This window comes from Sphingomonas phyllosphaerae, assembly GCA_036946405.1.
Lineage (GTDB): Bacteria > Pseudomonadota > Alphaproteobacteria > Sphingomonadales > Sphingomonadaceae > Sphingomonas > Sphingomonas phyllosphaerae_D.
Map to the genome: position 1 here is coordinate 912,479 of JAQIJC010000001.1, position 18,712 is coordinate 931,190.

Genomic DNA, 18,712 nt, shown 5'->3' on the forward strand with positions numbered 1-18,712 from the left:
ATCAAGCCGCTCTGGTTATCAGAACCGCCCGCGCACGCCCACGCGGAAGAACCGCCCCAGTGTGTCGTACAGCGCCGGATTGACGTCCAGCCCGGTGTTGGTCTGCGGCGACGGCTCGGGATCGCGGTTGAAGACGTTGTCGACCTTGACGAACATGCTGACCTGCGGCGTGACGTTCACCGTCGCGCCGATGTCGAAGTAGAACGCGCCCTTCATCCGGTTGAAGTCGATCGTCGGATTGTCGTTGGTCGATTGCGGGCAATTGCCGGGCGAGCAGACGATGTACTGATTGCCGTACACGCCGTCGCTGAACCAGCGCTCCTGCAGCAACAGGCTGAAATTGTCGTTCTGATAGGTCTGGATCGCCAGCCACTTCCAGCTCGGCGTCGCCCCCGAATTGGCGCCCGCCGAATCGACCGGCGCGACCGGCCTGCCGTTCGAATTGAGCCCGGAGTCGGTGATGAACTCGATGACATGCGTGCCCAGCCCGCGCAGCGTCAGGCTGCCCGGCAGGCCGAGCGGCTGGCGCCATTGATAGCTGGCCTCGATGTCGAAGCCGCGCGTCTTGATCGAGGCGAGGTTGAACGCCTGCACGTTGACGAAATTCGGTCCGGCGGTGTTCTGCAGGTTGAACGCGCTGCAGGTGTCGGCGTTGCCCTCGCGGCACAGGTTGACGATCTGCTGCGCCGACAGCGACGAGACGACGTCGTCGATCCTGATGTCGTAATAATCGAACGACAGGCTCAGCCCCGGCAACCACGACGGCTGCGCCAGCACCGCGCCCAGCTCGGTGCTGCGCGCGATCTCAGGGCGCAGCGCGGTGTTGCCGATCGTGTTCTGGATGATCAGCACCTGCGTGTTGTTGAACGGATCGGTGAAGTTCGGGACGGTGGTGGTCGTCGGCGCGGCGAACAGCTCCGACAAATTGGGCGCGCGCACGTCGCGCGAGGTGACCGCGCGCAGGCGGAACCCGCTGAGCGGCGTGTCCCACGTGCCGCCGACCTTCCACGCATAGACCACACCCGAGGTCGAATAGCGCGTCGCGCGCCCCGCGCCGTTCAGATTGGCGCGCCCGACCACCGGAGAGTCGATCAGCGGCAGGTTGAGCTCGAGGAAGCTCTCGACCACGTTATACTTGCCCGAACCGTTCTTGTAATTGCCCGCATACCAGTTGTTGCCGGTGGCCAGCAGCGACGGATCGGCCGGATAGTCGGCATTGTTCGGGCTCAGGTCCGACACGCCCGCGCCGTAAGCGTCGGCGCGCACGCGATACTCCTCCTGCCGCCACTCGATCCCCGCCGCGATCGCCAGCGGCCCCGCCCACAGGTCGATCGGCGTGCCGGAGATGCTCGCCGCCGCCGCGTCCTGCGTCTGGCGTGTGTGCTGGAACGGCCCGTTCTCGGGGACGATATACGCCAGCGCCGCGGCGGAAGGCTTGTTGTTGCCGAAGATGTTGATCGGCTGGCACCCGCTGGCGCGCGCCGCGGCGTCGGCGCAGACGATCTCGCCGTTCAAGCGCACCGCATTCACCGCCTGCGTATAGCGGCCGTTGAGGCTGATATTGTCGACGTTGATGTCGGTGACGTTGATGCCGTGCTCGTAATAGAGGTCGTAGGTCCAGCTGTCGCCGAAGATCTCCGCCTTGCCCTTCAGCCCGCCGACGAAGCGGTACTGGCGGCGGTCAGTGTTGACCTTGATGTTCGGCAGAATCGCGTTGCTCAGGCCATAGCGGAACTGGGTGATCCCCGCCGTCGCGCATTGCGCCTGGATCGAGGCGGGCAGGTACGGATTGGCGCATTGGACGGTGACATTGTCCTTGGCGGCACCCGGATTTGGCTGGTTGCTGGTCTTCACCTGCGCGATGTTCGCGGTCAGATACAATTCGGTGTCGGGCGCGACGTCATAGCCGATCCGCGTATAGCCGTTGATCCGCTCCAGCGCCGACTGGAGCGACGTGCCCGAGCCGACATGCCCCGATTGGTCGCCGCCGACGCAGAAGCCGACGTAGCAGCCGATCACGTCGCCATTGGCGTTCTTCGCCGGCACCCCGTTTGAGCCATAGTTGAACGCGAACGGCCGCCCGTCGCCGTCGAACGCGATCCCCTGCAACGGCCCGTTATTGATGAGCCCCCATTTGGTATATTTGAACGCCTGCCCGTGATCGCGGACCAGGAATTGCGGGTTGTTGCTGTTGCGGATGTTGGTGTCGACGAAGGTGGTGGCGCGATACCAGTCGCGCCCGCTCGCCAGATCCTCGCCGAAATTGCCCGGCCCGACGCCCTGATCCTTGGCATATTCGCCGCTCAGCACGACATGCAGCCGGTCGCCTGCGAAGCTCTTGCCCAGCGCCGCCTGCACCAACGCCTGCCCGCCGTCGCCATAGGTGGAAACACCGGTCTGCGCGTTGAACTTCGCGCCCTGGAAGCGCGTGTCGGTGATGAAGTTGATGACGCCGCCGACCGCGTCCGAGCCATAGGACGCCGAGGCGCCGCCGGTCACGACGTCGACGCGCTTGATCAGCAATTGCGGAAACTGGCTGATGTCGGGCACGCCGGTGACGTTCGCGCCGACCACGCGCTGCCCGTCGAGCAACGTCAGCGTGCGGATCGTCCCCAGCCCGCGCAGCGAGAAGGAGCTGAGCCCCTGCTGCCCGCTCGACGTGCTGAACGTGCCGGTCGCCGCGCCGGTCGAGCCTTGCAGCGACGGCAATTGCGCGATCGTGTTGAAGATGTTCGGCTGCGCGTTCGCCTGGATCTGCGCCTCGCCGATCACCGTCGTCGGGGTGGGGGCGTTGAAGCCGCTTGCGGTGATGCGCGTGCCGGTGACGACGATGTCCGAGGCGCTGGCGGGCGCCTCGCTCTGCGGCGGCGGCGTCGTCGATGTCACCAGTGCATCAGGCGTCGCCGGCGCGGCGCTGCGGGTCGAATCGGGCAGGTCGCCGGCCTGTTGCTGCGCGATGGCCGGCGTCGCCGCCAGCATCAGCGCGACCGCTGCAATGCTGGTAGCGTTACCAAATCTGACCGAACGACGACGTGCCTTGACCATGCTCCATCCCCTAAGCAGCAGCGCGCCGTCGCTGGTGCGGGCACGCGGTTTTGTGATGCAGGTCATACAAGACGCCGTGTGCACCGGCATCTACGACCAAAGTCGCGCGGCGCGCCGACAAAGGTCGTAATGGTCATGGCGCAAGCGTCCGGCCGATAGCTCGCGCGGCGCGGTGGGAGGATCGATGGTGGCACAGTCAGGCGGAACGACGGGCGAGCCGCTGGCGCTGGTGGTGATGGGGGTCAGCGGCACGGGCAAGTCGACGCTCGGCGGCCTGCTCGCCGACCATTGGCACGCGCCGTTCCTCGAAGGGGATACGTTCCACTCCGCGGCCAATGTCGCGAAGATGGAAGCCGGCGCGCCGCTCACCGACGAGGATCGCTGGCCATGGCTCGACCGGCTCGGCGCGGCGCTCGGCGAGGCGGCGCGGGGCGGGGGCGTGGCGGTGGCGGCGTGCTCCGCACTGCGCCACGCCTATCGCGCGCGGCTCGCGTCGGCGGCGGGGCTGCCGCTGTATTTCGCGTTCCTCGACACCGACCGCGGCGAGATCGCCCGCCGCATGGGCGCGCGCACCGGCCATTACATGCCGCCCAGCCTGCTCGACAGCCAGCTCGCGACGCTGGAACCACCGGATACCGATGAACGCGCGCTCCGCCTCGACGCCGGCCACGCGCCCGAGGCGCTGTGTCGCGAGGTGCAGGCATGGGTGGAGAAGCGGCCGGCCTAACCCTCGCCGTCGTCCCGGGCTCGACCCTTGTTCGTCCGGCTGAAGTCCCTCTTCGTCATCCCCGCGAAAGCGGGGATCCAGACGCGCGGGCTTCTCGAAGACATGAGCCTCACGGCATCAACCGCTTGCGCCCCTGCGACAGGTGCCAGCGCATCGCCAGCGCCGCGCCGTCGGCGTCGCGGACGCGGATCGCGTCGACGATCGCGTCATGCTCCTCCATCATCGCGCCGATCACCTGCGGCGGGCGCGAGCGCGAGATATCGACCCCGGCGCGCAGGATCTGCATCACGCTGTCGCGCAGATGATCGAACACCGGCGCGAACGCGGCATTGCCGGTCGCCGCGACGATCGCGAGGTGCAGCGCCCAATCCTCGTCATGCGCCGGTGCATTGGAAAACAACGCCGCGCGCAACGCCTCCAGCGCGGCCTCGATCGCATCGAGCTGTGCCTGCGACCGCCGCAGCGCCGCCAGCCGCGCCGCTTCGGCCTCCAGCACGAACCGCACCTCGTACGTGCCGAGCGTCACCGCCAGCGCGTCGAGCGGCAGATGCGTCCCCAGCCGCTCGGACGGTCGCCGCTTGACGTAGCTCCCCGCGCCACGCCGCGCCTCGGTGATCCCGTCGGAGGCGAGCCGCGCCAGCGCCTCGCGGACGATCGTACGCGACATGCCGAACGTCTCGGCGAGCCGCGCCTCGGACGGCAGCCGGTCGCCCGCCGCCAGCCCCTCGTCGGTGATGATCCGCACGATCGCGGCATAGGCGCGGTCGGCCAGTCGTCCCTCGCTCACCGCGCGTCCTCCCCTGTGTCGTCGACTCGAACCTAGCCGCCGCCGCGGCGGCTGGCGAGTGCCCGAGCCTGTCCGACAACTTCATCGACAAACCTAGCGCAAGTTACTTGAAAAGCGCTAACATATCGGGGCATATCGTCGCAAAGCTGTCCAACCGAATCCGCTCGAAAGCGTGACGGGGGGCGGCATTACGGGAGGACGGAATGGAAGCCACCGCTCAGGACATGCCGCCGCCGGTCAACGGCGCGATGCTGGCGCAATTGACCCCGACCCAGCTCAAGGTGATGCGCGGCGTCCATTCGGGAATGCTCAACAAGCAGATCGCCTATGATCTCGGCATCGCCGAGGCGACCGTGAAGGCGCACATGACCGCGCTGATGCGCAAGCTCAACGTCCGCAACCGCACGCAGGTCGCGATTGCCGCGCAGGCGCTGACCGCCGACACAAGCTACGCCTGACGGCAGCAAAGCCCCTCCCCCAGCGGGGATCGTTACGAAATTCCCTTCTTGTACCCCGGCGGAGGCCGGGCCCCAGTTGGGAGACGATTGTAACCAGCTGAAAAGCCTTTCCAACTGGACCCCGGCCTCCGCCGGGGTACGGCTTGGAACGGGCGCAGTCCCGACATTTCGCAACGATCCCTTTCCAGGGGAGGGGCAGAGAAGCCCACCTACGACCATCGTCGCGCATGAAGCATCTCGCTGGTATCGCTAGCAAAAGCGCGAAAACAGATGGGAGACGGGCGATGCGGGCAGGATGGCGGATCGGAGCGGCACTGGCGGCGGTGCTCGCCACCCCGGCACTCGCGGCACCCGGCATCAAGCCCGGCGCCTCGGTCTACCAGACCATGCCCGATGACTCGCGCGCGATCGTCCTCAAGGCGGTCGGTGACGGCCGCGCCGACGACAGCGCGGCGCTGCAACAGGCGATCGACGCCGCCGCCGCGGGCGGGCACGGCGGCGTGGTGTTCGTGCCCTCGGGCACCTACCGCATCGCGCGCACGATCTTCGTCCGCTCGGCGGTGCGCCTGTTCGGCGTCGGGAAGACGCGTCCGCAGATCGTGCTCGGCGACAACACCGCCGGCTTCGGCAGCGGCGTCGCGGCGATGGTCGCGTTCACCGGCGAGGACCAGTATCGCGTCGGCAAGGCGCCGGTCCCGCCGCGCACCAGCGTGCCGTTCGACCCGGCGATCTTCGACGCGACCTCCAGCACCTTTTATTCCGCCTTGTCGAACATCGACTTCCGCATCGGCGACGGCAATGCCGGCGCGGTCGCGGTGCGCTTCCGCGTGGCGCAGCACGGCTATCTGCGCCACGTCGATTTTCACATCGGCTCCGGGCTGGCGGGCGTCTATCAGGCCGGCAACGAGTTCGAGAACCTGCGCTTCTTCGGCGGTCGCTACGGCATCATGTCCGAAAAGACCTCGCCCGCATGGCAGTTCACGCTGATCGACAGCGAGTTCTCCGGGCAGCGTGACGCCGCGATCCGCGAGCATGAGGTCGACCTGACCTTGGTCAACGTCGCGATCCGCGACACGCCCGTCGGGATCGATATCGACCGCGGCTATTCGGATTCGCTGTGGGGCAAGCAAGTCCGCTTCGAGCGTGTTTCACAGGCCGCGGTGGTGATCTCGGAGGAGAATAGCGTCTTCACGCAGATCGGCTTCGACGATGCGGTGGCGATCGACACGCCGACCTTCGCGCGCTTCCGCGACTCCGGCAAGACGATCGCGGGGAAGGGCGCGCGCTACCGCATCGCCGATTTCTCGCACGGGCTGAAGCTCGCCGGACTCGGCACGATCGGCGAGACCGCGACCGACGTGACGATGACCCCGCTGTCGCGCGTCCCGAAGCGCCCCGCCAACGCGATCCGCGCGCTGCCGCCGGTCCGCGAATGGGCGAACGCGCACGATCTCGGCGTAAAGGGCGACGACGCCACCGACGATACCGCCGCGTTGCAGCGCGCGATCGATACCCACCGGGTCGTGTATCTTCCGCTGGGCCGCTACCGGGTCACCGACACGATCCGGCTGCGCCCCGACACCGTCCTCATCTCGCTCCACCCCAGCCTGACGCACGTCTACCTTCCCGACGAGACCCCCGCCTTCACCGGCGTCGGTGGCGCGAAGGCGATGATCGAGAGCGCGAAGGGCGGCAATGCGATCGTCCACGGCCTCGGCCTCTGGACCGGCGCGATCAATCGCCGCGCCACCGCGCTGCTGTGGAAGGCCGGCGCGACTTCCGAGGTCAACGACGTCAAGATCCAGGGCGGCGGCGGCACGGTGCTGACCAAGGGCAGCCCGATCAACCAGAACGACCCGCGCGCGCGAACCGATGGCCAGTACCCCAGCATCATGGTCACCGACGGCGGCGGCGGGACCTTTTCGGCGATCTGGTCGCCCAACACGCTCGCGTCGGCGGGATTCCACGTTTCCGACACCAGCACGCCCGGACACGTCTATCAGCTCTCCGCCGAGCATCATTATCGTGCCGAAATCGTGTTGGACCGGGTTAAAAACTGGGAATTTCTGGCACCGCAGACCGAACAGGAGGTACGCGACGGCGTCAACGCGGTCTCGACCGAGTTCCACGACTCGAGCAATATCCTGTTCGCCAATTACCACGGCTATCGCGTCACGCGGACGATCAAGCCGATGGACGCGGCGGTCAAGCTGTTCAACTCCGGCGGTATTCGCTTCCGCAACGTCCATGTGAACGCCGAGAGCGGTTTCGCGAGCTGCGACGCCAAGGGCTGCGGCACGTACCTGCGGGCCAGCAAATTCCCGTTTGAAAACAGCATCAAGGACATGACCCGCCGTCAGGAAGTCCGCGAGCGCGAGTTCGCCAGTCTCGACATCCCCGTGGCCAGCAATGTCGCAGCAATTCCAGTGACTTCCGGCGTAACCAAGCTCGCGGACGGCTTTTACTCGATTGCCGGCGGCGCGGTGGACGCGAGGGGAAAGTTGTATTTCGTCGACCGCTTCTTCCAGCGGATTCATGGCTTTACGCCGGCTGAGGGGCTGACGACCGTCTCTGACGCGCCGCTCGATCCGGTCAACCTCGCCGTCGATCGCTCCGGCCGCCTGCTGGTGCAATCCTCCGCCGGCCGCGACGGCAGCGTCTACAGCCTCGACCCTGCTAACCCCTTGGATATACGCCCGATCGAGCCGACCGCCGTTCGTGCGACGGGCAAGGTGACGACGCTCCTTCCGGTAAACGTCTGGGCGAACGGTGAATTCGCAGACCGGATCGATCCGGCGACCTACGAATATCCCCCGATCGCGTCCTTCTTCACCACCAAGCTGGGCGAGGCGAAGGCGCAGGAATATCGCTCGCCCGACGGATCGCTGGCGCTGCCGGCGTTTCGCGTCTGGAACCAGGGACCCGACGATCACCTCGGTTGGCGCTGGTCGGACACGCTTGATTCCTATGGCTTCGTCGGCGCGGTGCCGGGCAGCCGCGTCACGCTGACCAATGCGTCCGAGAACCTCACCTACAGCGGTCTGGTCGGCATGGGCGGGCAAGTGACCGACCTCAAGGTCGTCGCGCCACGCGGCGGCGAAAGCGTCGCGCGCGACGAAGCGGGCAACCTGTACGTCGCGAACGGACAGGTGTTCGTCTATGCCCCCGACGGCGCGCTGACCCGCCGCATCGACGTTCCCGAGCGCCCCCTGCAATTGCTGCTCGGCGGCGCGGACCGGCGGACGCTCTACATCCTCGCACACCACGCGCTCTACGCGATGCAACTGTAATGGCAGCAAATGCCGTCAGCTAGGGTGCGCCTCGACCTCCGCTTCAGCCTTCACCTCGCGGCGCGTCTCGGCGAAGCGCTCCCCAGCGTCGATCGCCCAGCCGGCGACGCGCTCGGCCAGCCAGCCGATCACCGCGCCCGCCACCACGTCGCTGCCATAATGCGCGCCCCGCGCGACCTGCGCCACCCCCGCGGTTCCCGCCGCCAGCTTCGCGACCCCGCCGATGCCGGGCGCTTCGTGCGCGACCGACTGCGCCACCGCTACCGCACCGGCGGTGTGCCCCGAGGGAAAAGCGTTGAAATCGGTATCGTCGGTGCCATGTCCCCTTCGCGGCACGGCGTCGGTGCCCGCGACGTTCGGGCGGGCGCGATCGACTCCGGCCTTCAGCATCGTCTTCAGGCCCGTCGCGAGCAGATGGCTCGCCACCATCCGCGCGCCGCTGCGCGCCAGCGCCGGGCGGCGCAGCACCGCACCGATCGCCAGCGTGCCGAGGCCGAGCGCGAGCAGCGGCGGCTCGTCGGTGGCCTTGGCGATCGGCGCCAGCGCGCGCATCGCCCCCGCCGCGGCCATCGCGCGCAGCGGCGCCGTCGCGTCATGCTCGCGTTGCGCGGCGGCGCGTAGCGCCTTCTTCTTCTTCTTGCCCATGTCGGCTCCGCTTTATGTCGGCTTGCCAACGAGCCGGGCGCACTTTCGGTCCCGCTCAGGACGCGGCGGTATAGGTGACGAACGGCTCGGCGAGCAGCATGCGCCCGTCGCGCCACACCTGCACCCCGCCGCCACCTCTGGTCGGATCGACCGAGGCGAGCACGCGATAGACATAGCCGCCGTTCGCGAATTGATAGATGCGCCGCCCGTCGCGTTCCTCGACCAGCCGCCCGCCGGTGATCGTCAACGACGTGCGGGTGTCGCGCCCGCCCCATGGCTGATCGATCGCGGGGAGATCGGTGTCGTGATTATAGCTGCGGTACACGAAGCCGTCGCGCTCGCTGCGCGTCACCTGTACCGAGCGTTTCGCGGTCACCCCCAGCACGCGCGTCTGCGGCGCGAAGCGGCACCCGGTCGTGTCGCGACCGTAGGTGACCGACGTGACGGTCGGTGTCGTCGCGCCCGGCTCGACCATGCCCGGGTTGACCGCATGGATGGTGCCGACCGTCCGGCCGGCGGCATTGGTCAGCGGATAATAGATCTGCCCCATCCCCGGATCGCCTGCGCCGATCCGCACCGGCACCTGATGCCGCACCAGCCCCGGCTTCGACAGGCTGGTCAGCGTCGCGCCACGCTGCGCATCGGGTGCGGACAGGATCAGCACGCGGTCGCGATCGGTCGAATCGCAGACGAACACTGCCTGCGTCCAGCCGTTGTCGCCGTTCAGCATCGAGATCGATCGCTGGTTCGCCAGTTGCGACCAGGCCGGCACTGCCGCCGCCACCGCGACCACCGCCACACCGCTCCACCACGCACGCATCGCTTCCTCCGTTTCGTTTCGCGCGCCCGTGCGGTAGGCGCGGCTGCATGAACGATCCCACAACGATCCGCCGCCTCTATGGCCGGCGTCAGGGCCATGCATTGCGCGCCGGGCAGGCGGCACTGGTCGAGGAACTGCTCCCGCGCATTGCGGTCCCCACCGATGGCCCGCTCGACGCCATGCGGCTGTTCGGCGACAATCGGCCGCTACAGGTCGAGATCGGCTTCGGCGCAGGAGAACATCTCGCCGGGCAGGCGGCAGCAGCGCCCGGCACCGGCTTCATCGGCTGCGAGCCGTTCCTCAACGGCGTGGTCGGCGCGCTCGGCCATGTCCGCGACGGCGCGCTCGACAATGTCCGCATCCACATGGGCGATGCGCTGGAGGTGATCGAACGCCTGCCGGACGGGTCGCTCGAGCGCGTCTACCTGCTCCACCCCGATCCCTGGCCCAAGGCGCGCCATGCCAAGCGACGAATGATGAACCACGGCCCGCTCGACCTGATCGCCGCCAAGCTGAAGCCCGGCGCGGAGTTCCGGCTCGGCACCGACGATCCCACCTATTGCCGTTGGGCGATGATGGTGATGCACCAGCGCGGCGATTTCGTCTGGCAGGCGCATAGTGCGCGCGATTTCCTCGAGCGTCCCGCGGACTGGCCCGAAACCCGCTACGAGCGAAAGGCGCGTCGGCAAGGTCATGAAGTCTGGTATTTCAGGTATATCCGCGTATGATCCTTAACGGCAGTCGTTAACCTTCTGTTAACCAATTGCTGTGAGACGACGTTAAGGGTCGGTCTTCGCCGGCCAAAAAGGGGACGGACATGAAGAAGCACCTTTTGGCTGGTCTGGCGTTTGTCGGCGCATGTGTTTCCGCTCCTGCGTCCGCCACGGTCGCGGCAGGCGACATCGTCACGTGCGGCGGCGTCAGCCTCGAATGTTCGAACGATCGCGCGACGGTCGGTTCGGGCGTGGAGTTCGGGATCGACTTCAGCGATCTCGGTACGCTGTTTACGGCGGATTTCTCGGCCGGCCTGCTGACGCTCTTCTGGGCCAACAATCCCGAAGTGGGTGACGTCGGTGAATTCGGCGAGCCGTTCTCGCTTACCTTCAGCAACGAAACCAATCCGTTCACCTTTGCGGAATTGGGCGACGTGAACGGCGTCGAGGGCGTCGATGGCAGCACCGTCAGCCTCGATGGCGGTTTCCTGACCATCAACCTGTCGAACACGACGTTCGCGCCCGACAGCTCGCTGCAGGTGAAGTTCGATCGCACGACCACTCCGCCGGCCGGTCCGGTGCCGGAGCCGGCGACCTGGGCGATGATGATCCTCGGCTTCGGGCTGGTCGGCGCAGCGATGCGGAAGCGGGCGTCGGCGACGGTGCAGCCGTTGTTCGCCTGAACGTCGCGGCGGCACGGCTGTCGGCAGCCGGGCCGCCTTGGCGTTGCCTGTCCGGCGCCGGTCCTGTTTGTAACGGGACAAGGCACGACGAACGCTTATCTTCCTCCCATCGATCAAGGAGAGAAGAGATGCGTACCGTCCTCATCGCCGCCATCGCCGCCACGGTCATGGCGGCCTCACCCGCAGCGGCCAAGGGATGCCTGCGCGGTGCCGCCGCTGGTGGTGTCGCCGGCCATATGGTTGGCAAGGGGCACGGCGTGCTGGGCGCGGCCGTCGGTTGTGCGGCCGTCCATCATCATTATGCCCGCAAGGCAGCCGCCGCGCGCCCGCATTGACCCTAACGGATGGGCGGGCTCAGCCCCGCCCACCGAGCACGGCCAGAACCAGCGTCAGCGCGCCGAGCCCAAGCGACAGCGTCAGCCGCAACTGCCGCCACGCCGGCACCGCGCGCAACAGCGGCCCGATCTCGCGATCGCCCAGCGGACTGGCCAGCAAGGCCAGCGCCAGCGCCATGAGCCCGGCCGCCGGTGGCGCCACTCCGCCGAACACCGCGAGCAGCACCGCCCACCCGATCAGGCTGGGGGCGACCGCCAGCAGATAGGGCCACCAGCGCGCATCGCTGCGCGACAGCGCCTGCATCCACCACATCCCGCCCAGGAACGACAGGATCAGTGCCGCATAGCCGCCGCCGACGACCGCCGCGGCGGGGCGCGTCGCCGGCTCGACCAACGCGAGCGTGACGCAGGCGATTTGCGGCAACAGCCCCGCGATACCCAACGCCGCCGGTGGCGTGCGCACCTGCGGCAGCGGAGTCATCGCTCAGGCGACCTGCGGGGCAGCCGATGCCGGGCCAACCGGCGCTTCCTCGCCGCGCGAATAGGTGCCGACCAGCATCCCCGCTGCGATCACATGTCCACGGATCGCGGCGAGCAGGTCGCTACGTCCCGGGTTGATGTCGAGTGCCGCCGCGCTGTCGAGCGCGAACAGCTGGAAGACATAGTCATGGCTGCCGTGCCCGGTCGGAGGATCGGGCGGCAGCCAGCCCTCCTGACTATAGCTGTTTCGCCCGACATCCGAGCCGTCGTCCGCGCCGCGTCCGTCCGGCGCGATCGCACCCTCCGGTAGCGAGCCGTTCTCGGGCGGCAGGTTCCAGACTACGGCGTGAACCAGCGGGTTGGGCGCAGGGGCATCGGGGTCCTCGACCAGCAAGGCCAGCGCCGCGGTGCCCGCCGGTACGCCGCGCCACGTCAGCGGCGGTGACACGCCCGCGCCATCGGCGGTGAAGCGCTCCGGCAGGCGCCCGCCATCGGCGAACGCAAGGCTGGACAGTTCCAGCTGTGCATCACCGGTGACGATGCCGTCCTGCACGATCGCCAGCTTGGCATGACCGGCACGGACATTGTGCATCAGGCTGCCCAGCCAGTGCGGGACATGTTCGAGCATGATCGCGCTCCCTCAGGCCAGCGTGCGAACGTTGGGCTCGCGGTCCCAATAGCGTTGCTTGGCGGCATCGACGAACGCTTCGAGGTCGGTCACGCCCGCATCGGGCTCCACCCCGGCCTTGTCGAGCAACGGCTTCGCCGCATCGTTATGCCCGATCGCCTTGAGGTGGCCGAACGCGTCCATGACCCATTGCACCGCCGCGCCTTCCTTGACGAGCTTGGCGCACGCCGCTTCGGACAGGATCACCGCACAGGCATCCACCGTTACCGAGGGCTGACCGAACAATTGCGCATCGGCGGCGACGCTGGTGCCATCCGACAGCGGCACCGCACCGACCTTCGGCGCGATCGTCAGCGGATGGCCGCCGGCCGCCTTGACCGCCGCGACCGTCGACTCGAACTCCTCGCGATCGGTGCCGTCGGCGAACAGGATGCCGACCGTGCGCCCCTCCAGCGTATGCTTCTCCAGCGGGCCGCGCACGATGCGCAGCGCCGGGGAGGGGGCCATGTCGCGCACCGGTGCGCTGGTCGGCGATGCCGCGGGCAGGTCGATCGCCAGACCATCGGCGACGCGCTGCGCCAGTTCCTCGTCGACGTTGCGCAGATTGGCGAGCTGCGCGACGCGAATGTGCGGGATCGACACCTTGCTCAGCTCGAACACGAACGCCGAGGCGATATGCGCCTGTTCGGCCTTGTCCATCGAGCGCCAGAACAGCCGCGCCTGCGAGTAATGGTCGGCAAACGTCTCGGCGCGGATGCGCAGCTTCTGGCCGCTCTCCTCGGCGGGGAAGCTCTTGAAGCCGTTCGGGTCCTCGCGCGGGCCGCCGGGCTCGCCGGCGAGATGCAGGCTGTTCGGCTCGTAATTGGCGCGGCCCTTGGGCACCTGCATCTGCATGTGGCCGTCGCGCTGCATGTTCAGGAAGGGGCAGCCCGCCGCATCGGCGCGGCCCTTCGCCTGGTTGATCGGCAATTGGTGCCAGTTGGTCGACCCCAGCCGCTTGATCTGCGTGTCCTGATAGCTGAACAGCCGGCCCTGCAGCAGCGGATCGTTCGAATGGTCGATCCCTGGCACCATATGGCTGGGGCAGAAGGCGACTTGCTCGGTTTCGGCAAAGAAATTGTCGGGATAGCGGTCGAGCACCATCTTGCCGACGATGCGAACCGGCAGCACCTCCTCGGGGATGATCTTGGTCGCGTCGAGCACGTCATACGGCTGGCTGTTCGCAAACTCTTCGTCGAACAATTGCACGCCCAGATCCCATTCGGGATAGTCGCCGCGGCTGATCCGCTCGAACAGATCGCGGCGCTGGAAGTCGGGATCGGCGCCGGCGATCTTGACCGTCTCGTCCCAGATCGTCGAGGCGAGCCCCGCGCGGGGCTTCCAGTGGAATTTGACGAAGGTGCTCTTCCCCTCGGCATTGACGAAGCGGAAGGTGTGGATACCGAACCCTTCCATCGTCGCGAAGCTGCGCGGCAGGGTGCGGTCCGACATCGCCCACATGATCATGTGGGTCGCCTCCGGCATCAGCGAGATGAAGTCCCAGAAGGTGTCGTGCGCGGTCGCCGCCTGCGGATAGCCGCGGTCGGCCTCCATCTTCGCGGCGTGGATCAGGTCGGGAAACTTCATCGCGTCCTGGATGAAGAAGACCGGGATGTTGTTGCCGACGAGATCCCAATTGCCCTCGCGCGTATAGAACTTCACCGCGAAGCCGCGCACGTCGCGTGGGGTATCGACCGATCCGGCGCCGCCCGCCACGGTCGAGAAACGCGCGAACACCTCGGTGCGCTGCCCCTTCTTCTGGAACAGGTCGGCGCGGGTGATATCGGCCAGCGAATCGGTGCATTCGAAATAGCCGTGCGCGGCCGAACCGCGCGCATGGACGATCCGCTCCGGGATGCGCTCATGATCGAAATGGTTCATCTTCTCGCGATAGACTTCGTCCTCCAGCAGCACCGGGCCGCGTGGACCGACCTTCAGCTGGTTCTGATTGTCCGATACCGGCGTCCCATGATTGGTGGTCAGCACCGGGTGATCGGCGTCGGTCACCTGATGCGTCTCGCCGCCGTTGCCGGCCGGACGGGTCTTGATGTCGGTCATGGACGATCCTCGTTCTTCCCGCGCGCAAGGGCGCGCCGGTGTCGTGGATCAAAGGGACGGCGCGCGCTGCGGTTCCGTGCGACGACGCGTTTCGTCGCGGCGGTCAGGCCTCGGCAAGCAGTGCCCGTACCTTGGCGGCCAAGCCTTCCATCGTGAACGGCTTGGTCAGCAAGGCGACATGCGGATCGAGCTGCCCGCTGCCGATGACGGCATTCTCGGCATAGCCGGTGATGAACAATACGCGCAGCGTCGGGAACCGCGCCAGTGCCGCATCGGCGACTTGCCGCCCGTTCATCTGCCCGGGCAGGCCGACATCGGTGACGAGCAGGTCGGGACGGATCCCGCTGTCGAGCATCCGCAGCGCGCCCGCGCCATCGCCGGCCTCCAGCACCGTATAGCCCAGCCCGTCGAGCACCTCGATCACCAGCATCCGCACCGTCGGCTCGTCGTCGACGACCAGCACCGTCGGCATTCCCTCGACAGGCTGTGCCTGATCGAGCGGCAGCGTCGCCTCACCCTCGTCGTCGACGCTGCCATGGTGGCGTGGCAGGTAGATGCACACCGTCGTGCCGTCGCCCGGCTCGCTGTAGATCCGTACCTGCCCGCCCGACTGGCGCGCGAAGCCATAGATCATCGACAGCCCCAGCCCCGTGCCCTCACCCATCGGCTTGGTGGTGTAGAAGGGGTCGAAGGCACGCGCCTGCACCTCTGGGGTCATGCCGGTCCCGGTGTCGCTGACACACAGCGACAAATACTGGCCGGGCGGCAGGTCGCGCGGGCGCGCGGCGCGCTCGTCGAGCCATTTGTTCGCGGTCTCGATCGTCACGCGGCCGCCGTCGGGCATCGCGTCGCGCGCGTTGATGCACAGGTTGAGCAGCGCATTCTCCAACTGGTTGGGATCGACCAACGTGTTCCACAGCCCGGCCGCGCCGACCACCTCCAGCGTGATCGCCGGCCCGAGCGTGCGATGGACCAGCTCCTGCATCCCCGCGACCAGCCGGTTGACGTCGGTCGGACGCGGGTCGAGCGTCTGGCGCCGCGAGAAGGCGAGCAGCCGATGCGTCAGCGCCGCCGCGCGCCGTGCCGCGCCCTGCGCCGCCGCGACATAGCGGTCCAGCTCGCCGATCCGTCCCTGCGCGACGCGGACCTGCATCATCTCCAGCGCGCCGGAAATGCCGGTCAGCAGATTATTGAAGTCGTGCGCCAACCCGCCGGTCAGCTGCCCGACCGCCTCCATCTTGTGCGCCTGCCGCAACTGTTCCTCGGCCGCCATCAACGCCGCGGTGCGCGCCTCGACCTCTTGCTCAAGCCGTTCGTTGAGCGTCGCCAACTCGTGCTCGGCGCGGCGGCGCTCGACGGCGTCTCGGGTTCGCTCCGCCACTTCGCGGACCAGCGCCAGTTCGTCGTCGAGCCATTCGCGCGGCTCGGCGTGATTGAGGTAGAGCAGCGCGACGAACCCGCCCTGTTCGGTCACCGGCATGTTGATGAACGACATCGCCGCCAGTTCGCGAAGCCCTTCCGCAGTAGCGCGGGTCCGGTCGTCCTCGCGCACGTCGGCGATCGCGACGGTCACGCCGTTCTTCAGATCCTCGATATAGCTGCCATAATCGCGGAAGTGCAGCACCGCGGGCAGGGGAGCGATGCCGTCCCCGCAAAAGGCGCGCTCGGTGGTGATCGTTTCGGCGACCGGATCGACGGTGCCGTAGCCGGCGCGGCTGACGTCGAGCGCATTGCCCAGCACCCGCGCCGCCGCGAGCGCCAGATCGCCGGCGTCACCCGGATCGCGCAACCGGTCGCCCAATTCGACCAGCGCCGCCAGCCGCAATTCCGCGCGCTTGCGCGCGTCGATGTCGAAACTGATCCCCGGCAAATGCGTGACGCGCCCATCGGCATCGCGATCGACGCGACCCTGCGCCGCGACCCACCGCCAGCGACCGCCGGGACCGGCGACGCGATATTCCTCCTCGAACGGTACGCCCTCGGCGATGCTGCGCGCGATCGCGCTCCGCACGCGCGGCCGGTCCTGTGGCGCGATCCCGTGGAAGAATTCGGCGATCGGCGCGCCGGTGGCGGCAATGTCGGGCTCCACCCCGTACAGGCGGGCGAACCCGGCGTCCGAGGTGACACGATCGGCGATAATGTCCCAATCCCAGCGGCCGAGCGGCGGTGAATCGGGCGCATGACGCAAGGTGGTGGGGGGCTGGTCGGTCATGGCGGGGTGCGAACGCGATACGTTCGCAACGGTTGCGCGATCAACCCGCGAAAGGTCTCACCTTGACTTTCGTCAGCGAATTCGCCATCTGGCGGGCCATCGAGGCGTTGGCAGCGTGATCGGACCAGATGGTCCCGGCTCCGCCTCGGTCGTTTTCACGGGCTTCCCAAGTCACGCGGGGTGTCAATCTTCCCCGTCACTCGTGTGCCTGTCGGGCATGCGGGTAGCGCCTGTATTAGGACTGCAATTCCATGTCTTTCGCCACTCTCGGCCTTGCCGAGCCGCTCGTCCGCGCGCTCGAAGCCAAGGGCTATACCGAACCCACCCCGATCCAGCGCGACTCGATCCCGCAGCTGCTCGAAGGCCGCGACCTGCTCGGCATTGCGCAGACCGGCACCGGCAAGACCGCAGCCTTCGTGCTGCCGTCGATCCAGCGGCTGTCGGCCGGCAAGAAGGTCCTACCCACGCATTGCCGGATGCTCGTGCTCGCCCCGACCCGCGAGCTGGCCAGCCAGATCGCCGACTCGGCGCGCGCCTACGGCCAGTTCTCGAAAATGTCGGTCGCGACCGTGTTCGGTGGCACCAGCATCAACAAGAACCGCAACGATGTCGCGCGCGGCATCGACATCCTCGTTGCCACGCCGGGGCGGCTGATCGACTGCGTCGAGCAGGGGTACATCAACCTGTCGATGATCGAGATCCTCGTGCTCGACGAGGCCGACCAGATGCTCGATCTCGGCTTCATCCATGCGCTCAAGAAGATCGTGCGGATGGTTCCCCGCAAGCGCCAGACGCTGTTCTTTTCGGCGACGATGCCGACCGCGATCCGCGATCTGGCGTCGCAATTCCTCAACGATCCGGCGACCGTGTCGATCAAGCCGGCCTCTACCACCGCCGAGCGCGTCGACCAGTCGGTGATTTTCTGCAACCAGACCGAGAAGCAGGCGCTGTTGACGATCCTGCTGCGTGACATGCCCATCGACCGCGCATTGGTGTTCACCCGCACCAAGCACGGCGCCGACCGCGTCGTGAAGCTGCTCGCCGGCAATGGTATCGCTGCCAACGCGATCCACGGCAACAAGAGCCAGCCGCAACGCGAGCGTGCGCTGGCGCTGTTCAAGTCGGGCGAGGTGCCGATCCTCGTCGCCACCGACATCGCCGCGCGCGGCATCGATGTATCGGGCGTCAGCCACGTCTTCAACTTCGAGCTGCCGAACGTCGCCGAGCAATACGTCCACCGCATCGGCCGCACTGCCCGCGCCGGTCGCAGTGGTGAGGCGATCGCCTTCTGCGCGGATGACGAGCGTCCGTACCTGAAGGACATCGAGAAGGTCACGCGGCAGAAGATCCCGGTCAGCGAGCTGCCCGAGGACTTCCTCAAGCAGGCCGAGCAGTTGAAGGCGCAGCGCGTCAAGACGATCGGTGCGGACCCCGCCCCGCGCGAGGATCGTCCGCGTGGCCAGCGCGGCCCGGCGCGTCCCAAGGCCAGCCACGCGCCGCGCGCGACGCCGGGCTCGGCGCAGGGTGCGCGAGGTGCCACGCAGGGTGGCCGCAATTACGCCAACGCCACTGGCGGCCCGGGCGGCAACCGCCGTCGCCGCGGCGGTCGCGGTCGCGGCGGCAGCGGCGCCTCTGCTGGCGCGTAAGCGTCGTCGTCCCGGGTTCGCCCCGGGATGACCTCCGAACCGTTCGCACTGAGCTTGTCGAAGTGCGTGCCCCGGACGCTCCGCTCGGCTCACGTGCTTCGACAGGCGCGGCACGAACGGACAGCATCCAGCCACCGTCATGCCCG

Annotated in this window: 15 protein-coding genes; 7 read left to right on the forward strand and 8 right to left on the reverse strand. The window is 67.7% G+C overall.

The window, feature by feature from the left end; genetic code table 11:
* Positions 1-18: 18 nt before the first annotated feature.
* Positions 19-3,111: a TonB-dependent receptor gene (locus tag PGN12_04315; protein MEH3103111.1), complete on the reverse strand. Its 3,093-nt coding sequence runs from the start codon at positions 3,109-3,111 to the stop codon at positions 19-21.
* 118 nt (positions 3,112-3,229) lie between these two features.
* Between PGN12_04315 and PGN12_04320 the strand changes: the two genes are divergently transcribed.
* The gene (locus tag PGN12_04320; GenBank protein ID MEH3103112.1) at positions 3,230-3,772 is read left to right on the forward strand and encodes a gluconokinase; all 543 of its coding nucleotides are present in this window, start codon (positions 3,230-3,232) and stop codon (positions 3,770-3,772) included.
* A 109-nt stretch (positions 3,773-3,881) separates the two neighbouring features.
* Here the strand turns inward: PGN12_04320 and PGN12_04325 are convergent, their stop codons facing one another.
* The gene (locus PGN12_04325) at positions 3,882-4,559 is read right to left on the reverse strand and encodes an FCD domain-containing protein (GenBank protein ID MEH3103113.1); all 678 of its coding nucleotides are present in this window, start codon (positions 4,557-4,559) and stop codon (positions 3,882-3,884) included.
* A gap of 203 nt (positions 4,560-4,762) precedes the next feature.
* Here PGN12_04325 and PGN12_04330 point away from each other — a divergent pair, with 203 nt between their 5' ends.
* Complete coding sequence (locus PGN12_04330; protein ID MEH3103114.1) at positions 4,763-5,017, forward strand: LuxR C-terminal-related transcriptional regulator; 255 nt, start codon at positions 4,763-4,765, stop codon at positions 5,015-5,017.
* Between the two features lie 386 nt (positions 5,018-5,403).
* On the forward strand, positions 5,404-8,307 hold the full coding sequence (locus PGN12_04335) for a glycosyl hydrolase family 28-related protein (protein MEH3103115.1): 2,904 nt from the start codon (positions 5,404-5,406) through the stop codon (positions 8,305-8,307).
* A gap of 15 nt (positions 8,308-8,322) precedes the next feature.
* Here PGN12_04335 and PGN12_04340 read toward each other — a convergent pair whose 3' ends face one another.
* Together PGN12_04340 and PGN12_04345 are read right to left on the reverse strand one after the other, a co-directional pair.
* On the reverse strand, positions 8,323-8,952 hold the full coding sequence (locus PGN12_04340) for a phosphatase PAP2 family protein (protein ID MEH3103116.1): 630 nt from the start codon (positions 8,950-8,952) through the stop codon (positions 8,323-8,325).
* 55 nt (positions 8,953-9,007) lie between these two features.
* On the reverse strand, positions 9,008-9,772 hold the full coding sequence (locus tag PGN12_04345; GenBank protein MEH3103117.1) for a hypothetical protein: 765 nt from the start codon (positions 9,770-9,772) through the stop codon (positions 9,008-9,010).
* 47 nt (positions 9,773-9,819) lie between these two features.
* Between PGN12_04345 and PGN12_04350 the strand changes: the two genes are divergently transcribed.
* The 3 genes from PGN12_04350 to PGN12_04360 all read left to right on the forward strand — a co-directional run bounded on the left by PGN12_04350 (position 9,820) and on the right by PGN12_04360 (position 11,503).
* Positions 9,820-10,500 carry a tRNA (guanine(46)-N(7))-methyltransferase TrmB gene (locus PGN12_04350; GenBank protein MEH3103118.1) on the forward strand — a complete coding sequence of 227 codons (681 nt, stop codon included), beginning with the start codon at positions 9,820-9,822 and terminating at the stop codon, positions 10,498-10,500.
* A gap of 89 nt (positions 10,501-10,589) precedes the next feature.
* On the forward strand, positions 10,590-11,168 hold the full coding sequence (locus PGN12_04355; protein MEH3103119.1) for a PEPxxWA-CTERM sorting domain-containing protein: 579 nt from the start codon (positions 10,590-10,592) through the stop codon (positions 11,166-11,168).
* 128 nt (positions 11,169-11,296) lie between these two features.
* A complete protein-coding gene (locus PGN12_04360) occupies positions 11,297-11,503 on the forward strand; it encodes a hypothetical protein (protein MEH3103120.1) in 207 nt (68 codons plus the stop codon).
* Between the two features lie 19 nt (positions 11,504-11,522).
* On the opposite strand, the gene PGN12_04365 is transcribed toward PGN12_04360, so the two are convergent.
* From PGN12_04365 to PGN12_04380, 4 genes are all read right to left on the reverse strand, one after another.
* A complete protein-coding gene (locus PGN12_04365; GenBank protein MEH3103121.1) occupies positions 11,523-11,984 on the reverse strand; it encodes a DUF3429 domain-containing protein in 462 nt (153 codons plus the stop codon).
* 3 nt (positions 11,985-11,987) lie between these two features.
* Positions 11,988-12,611: a YbhB/YbcL family Raf kinase inhibitor-like protein gene (locus tag PGN12_04370; GenBank protein MEH3103122.1), complete on the reverse strand. Its 624-nt coding sequence runs from the start codon at positions 12,609-12,611 to the stop codon at positions 11,988-11,990.
* A gap of 12 nt (positions 12,612-12,623) precedes the next feature.
* Positions 12,624-14,708 carry a catalase gene (locus PGN12_04375; protein ID MEH3103123.1) on the reverse strand — a complete coding sequence of 695 codons (2,085 nt, stop codon included), beginning with the start codon at positions 14,706-14,708 and terminating at the stop codon, positions 12,624-12,626.
* 103 nt (positions 14,709-14,811) lie between these two features.
* Complete coding sequence (locus PGN12_04380; GenBank protein ID MEH3103124.1) at positions 14,812-16,920, reverse strand: ATP-binding protein; 2,109 nt, start codon at positions 16,918-16,920, stop codon at positions 14,812-14,814.
* A gap of 251 nt (positions 16,921-17,171) precedes the next feature.
* Here PGN12_04380 and PGN12_04385 point away from each other — a divergent pair, with 251 nt between their 5' ends.
* The gene (locus PGN12_04385) at positions 17,172-18,566 is read left to right on the forward strand and encodes a DEAD/DEAH box helicase (GenBank protein ID MEH3103125.1); all 1,395 of its coding nucleotides are present in this window, start codon (positions 17,172-17,174) and stop codon (positions 18,564-18,566) included.
* The last annotated feature ends 146 nt before the right edge of the window (positions 18,567-18,712 follow it).

What these genes read in the sequence shown, in the direction of transcription:
- PGN12_04370 (MEH3103122.1), bottom strand. Translation starts at nt 12,611, where the DNA reads ATGCTCGAACATGTCCCGCACTGGCTGGGCAGCCTGATGCACAATGTC.
- PGN12_04345 (MEH3103117.1), bottom strand. Translation starts at nt 9,772, where the DNA reads ATGCGTGCGTGGTGGAGCGGTGTGGCGGTGGTCGCGGTGGCGGCGGCA.
- PGN12_04360 (MEH3103120.1), top strand. Translation starts at nt 11,297, where the DNA reads ATGCGTACCGTCCTCATCGCCGCCATCGCCGCCACGGTCATGGCGGCC.
- PGN12_04315 (MEH3103111.1), bottom strand. Translation starts at nt 3,111, where the DNA reads ATGACCTGCATCACAAAACCGCGTGCCCGCACCAGCGACGGCGCGCTG.
- PGN12_04335 (MEH3103115.1), top strand. Translation starts at nt 5,404, where the DNA reads ATGCCCGATGACTCGCGCGCGATCGTCCTCAAGGCGGTCGGTGACGGC.
- PGN12_04350 (MEH3103118.1), top strand. Translation starts at nt 9,820, where the DNA reads ATGAACGATCCCACAACGATCCGCCGCCTCTATGGCCGGCGTCAGGGC.
- PGN12_04340 (MEH3103116.1), bottom strand. Translation starts at nt 8,952, where the DNA reads ATGGGCAAGAAGAAGAAGAAGGCGCTACGCGCCGCCGCGCAACGCGAG.
- PGN12_04330 (MEH3103114.1), top strand. Translation starts at nt 4,763, where the DNA reads ATGGAAGCCACCGCTCAGGACATGCCGCCGCCGGTCAACGGCGCGATG.
- PGN12_04385 (MEH3103125.1), top strand. Translation starts at nt 17,172, where the DNA reads ATGTCTTTCGCCACTCTCGGCCTTGCCGAGCCGCTCGTCCGCGCGCTC.
- PGN12_04380 (MEH3103124.1), bottom strand. Translation starts at nt 16,920, where the DNA reads ATGACCGACCAGCCCCCCACCACCTTGCGTCATGCGCCCGATTCACCG.
- PGN12_04320 (MEH3103112.1), top strand. Translation starts at nt 3,230, where the DNA reads ATGGTGGCACAGTCAGGCGGAACGACGGGCGAGCCGCTGGCGCTGGTG.
- PGN12_04365 (MEH3103121.1), bottom strand. Translation starts at nt 11,984, where the DNA reads ATGACTCCGCTGCCGCAGGTGCGCACGCCACCGGCGGCGTTGGGTATC.
- PGN12_04375 (MEH3103123.1), bottom strand. Translation starts at nt 14,708, where the DNA reads ATGACCGACATCAAGACCCGTCCGGCCGGCAACGGCGGCGAGACGCAT.
- PGN12_04355 (MEH3103119.1), top strand. Translation starts at nt 10,590, where the DNA reads ATGAAGAAGCACCTTTTGGCTGGTCTGGCGTTTGTCGGCGCATGTGTT.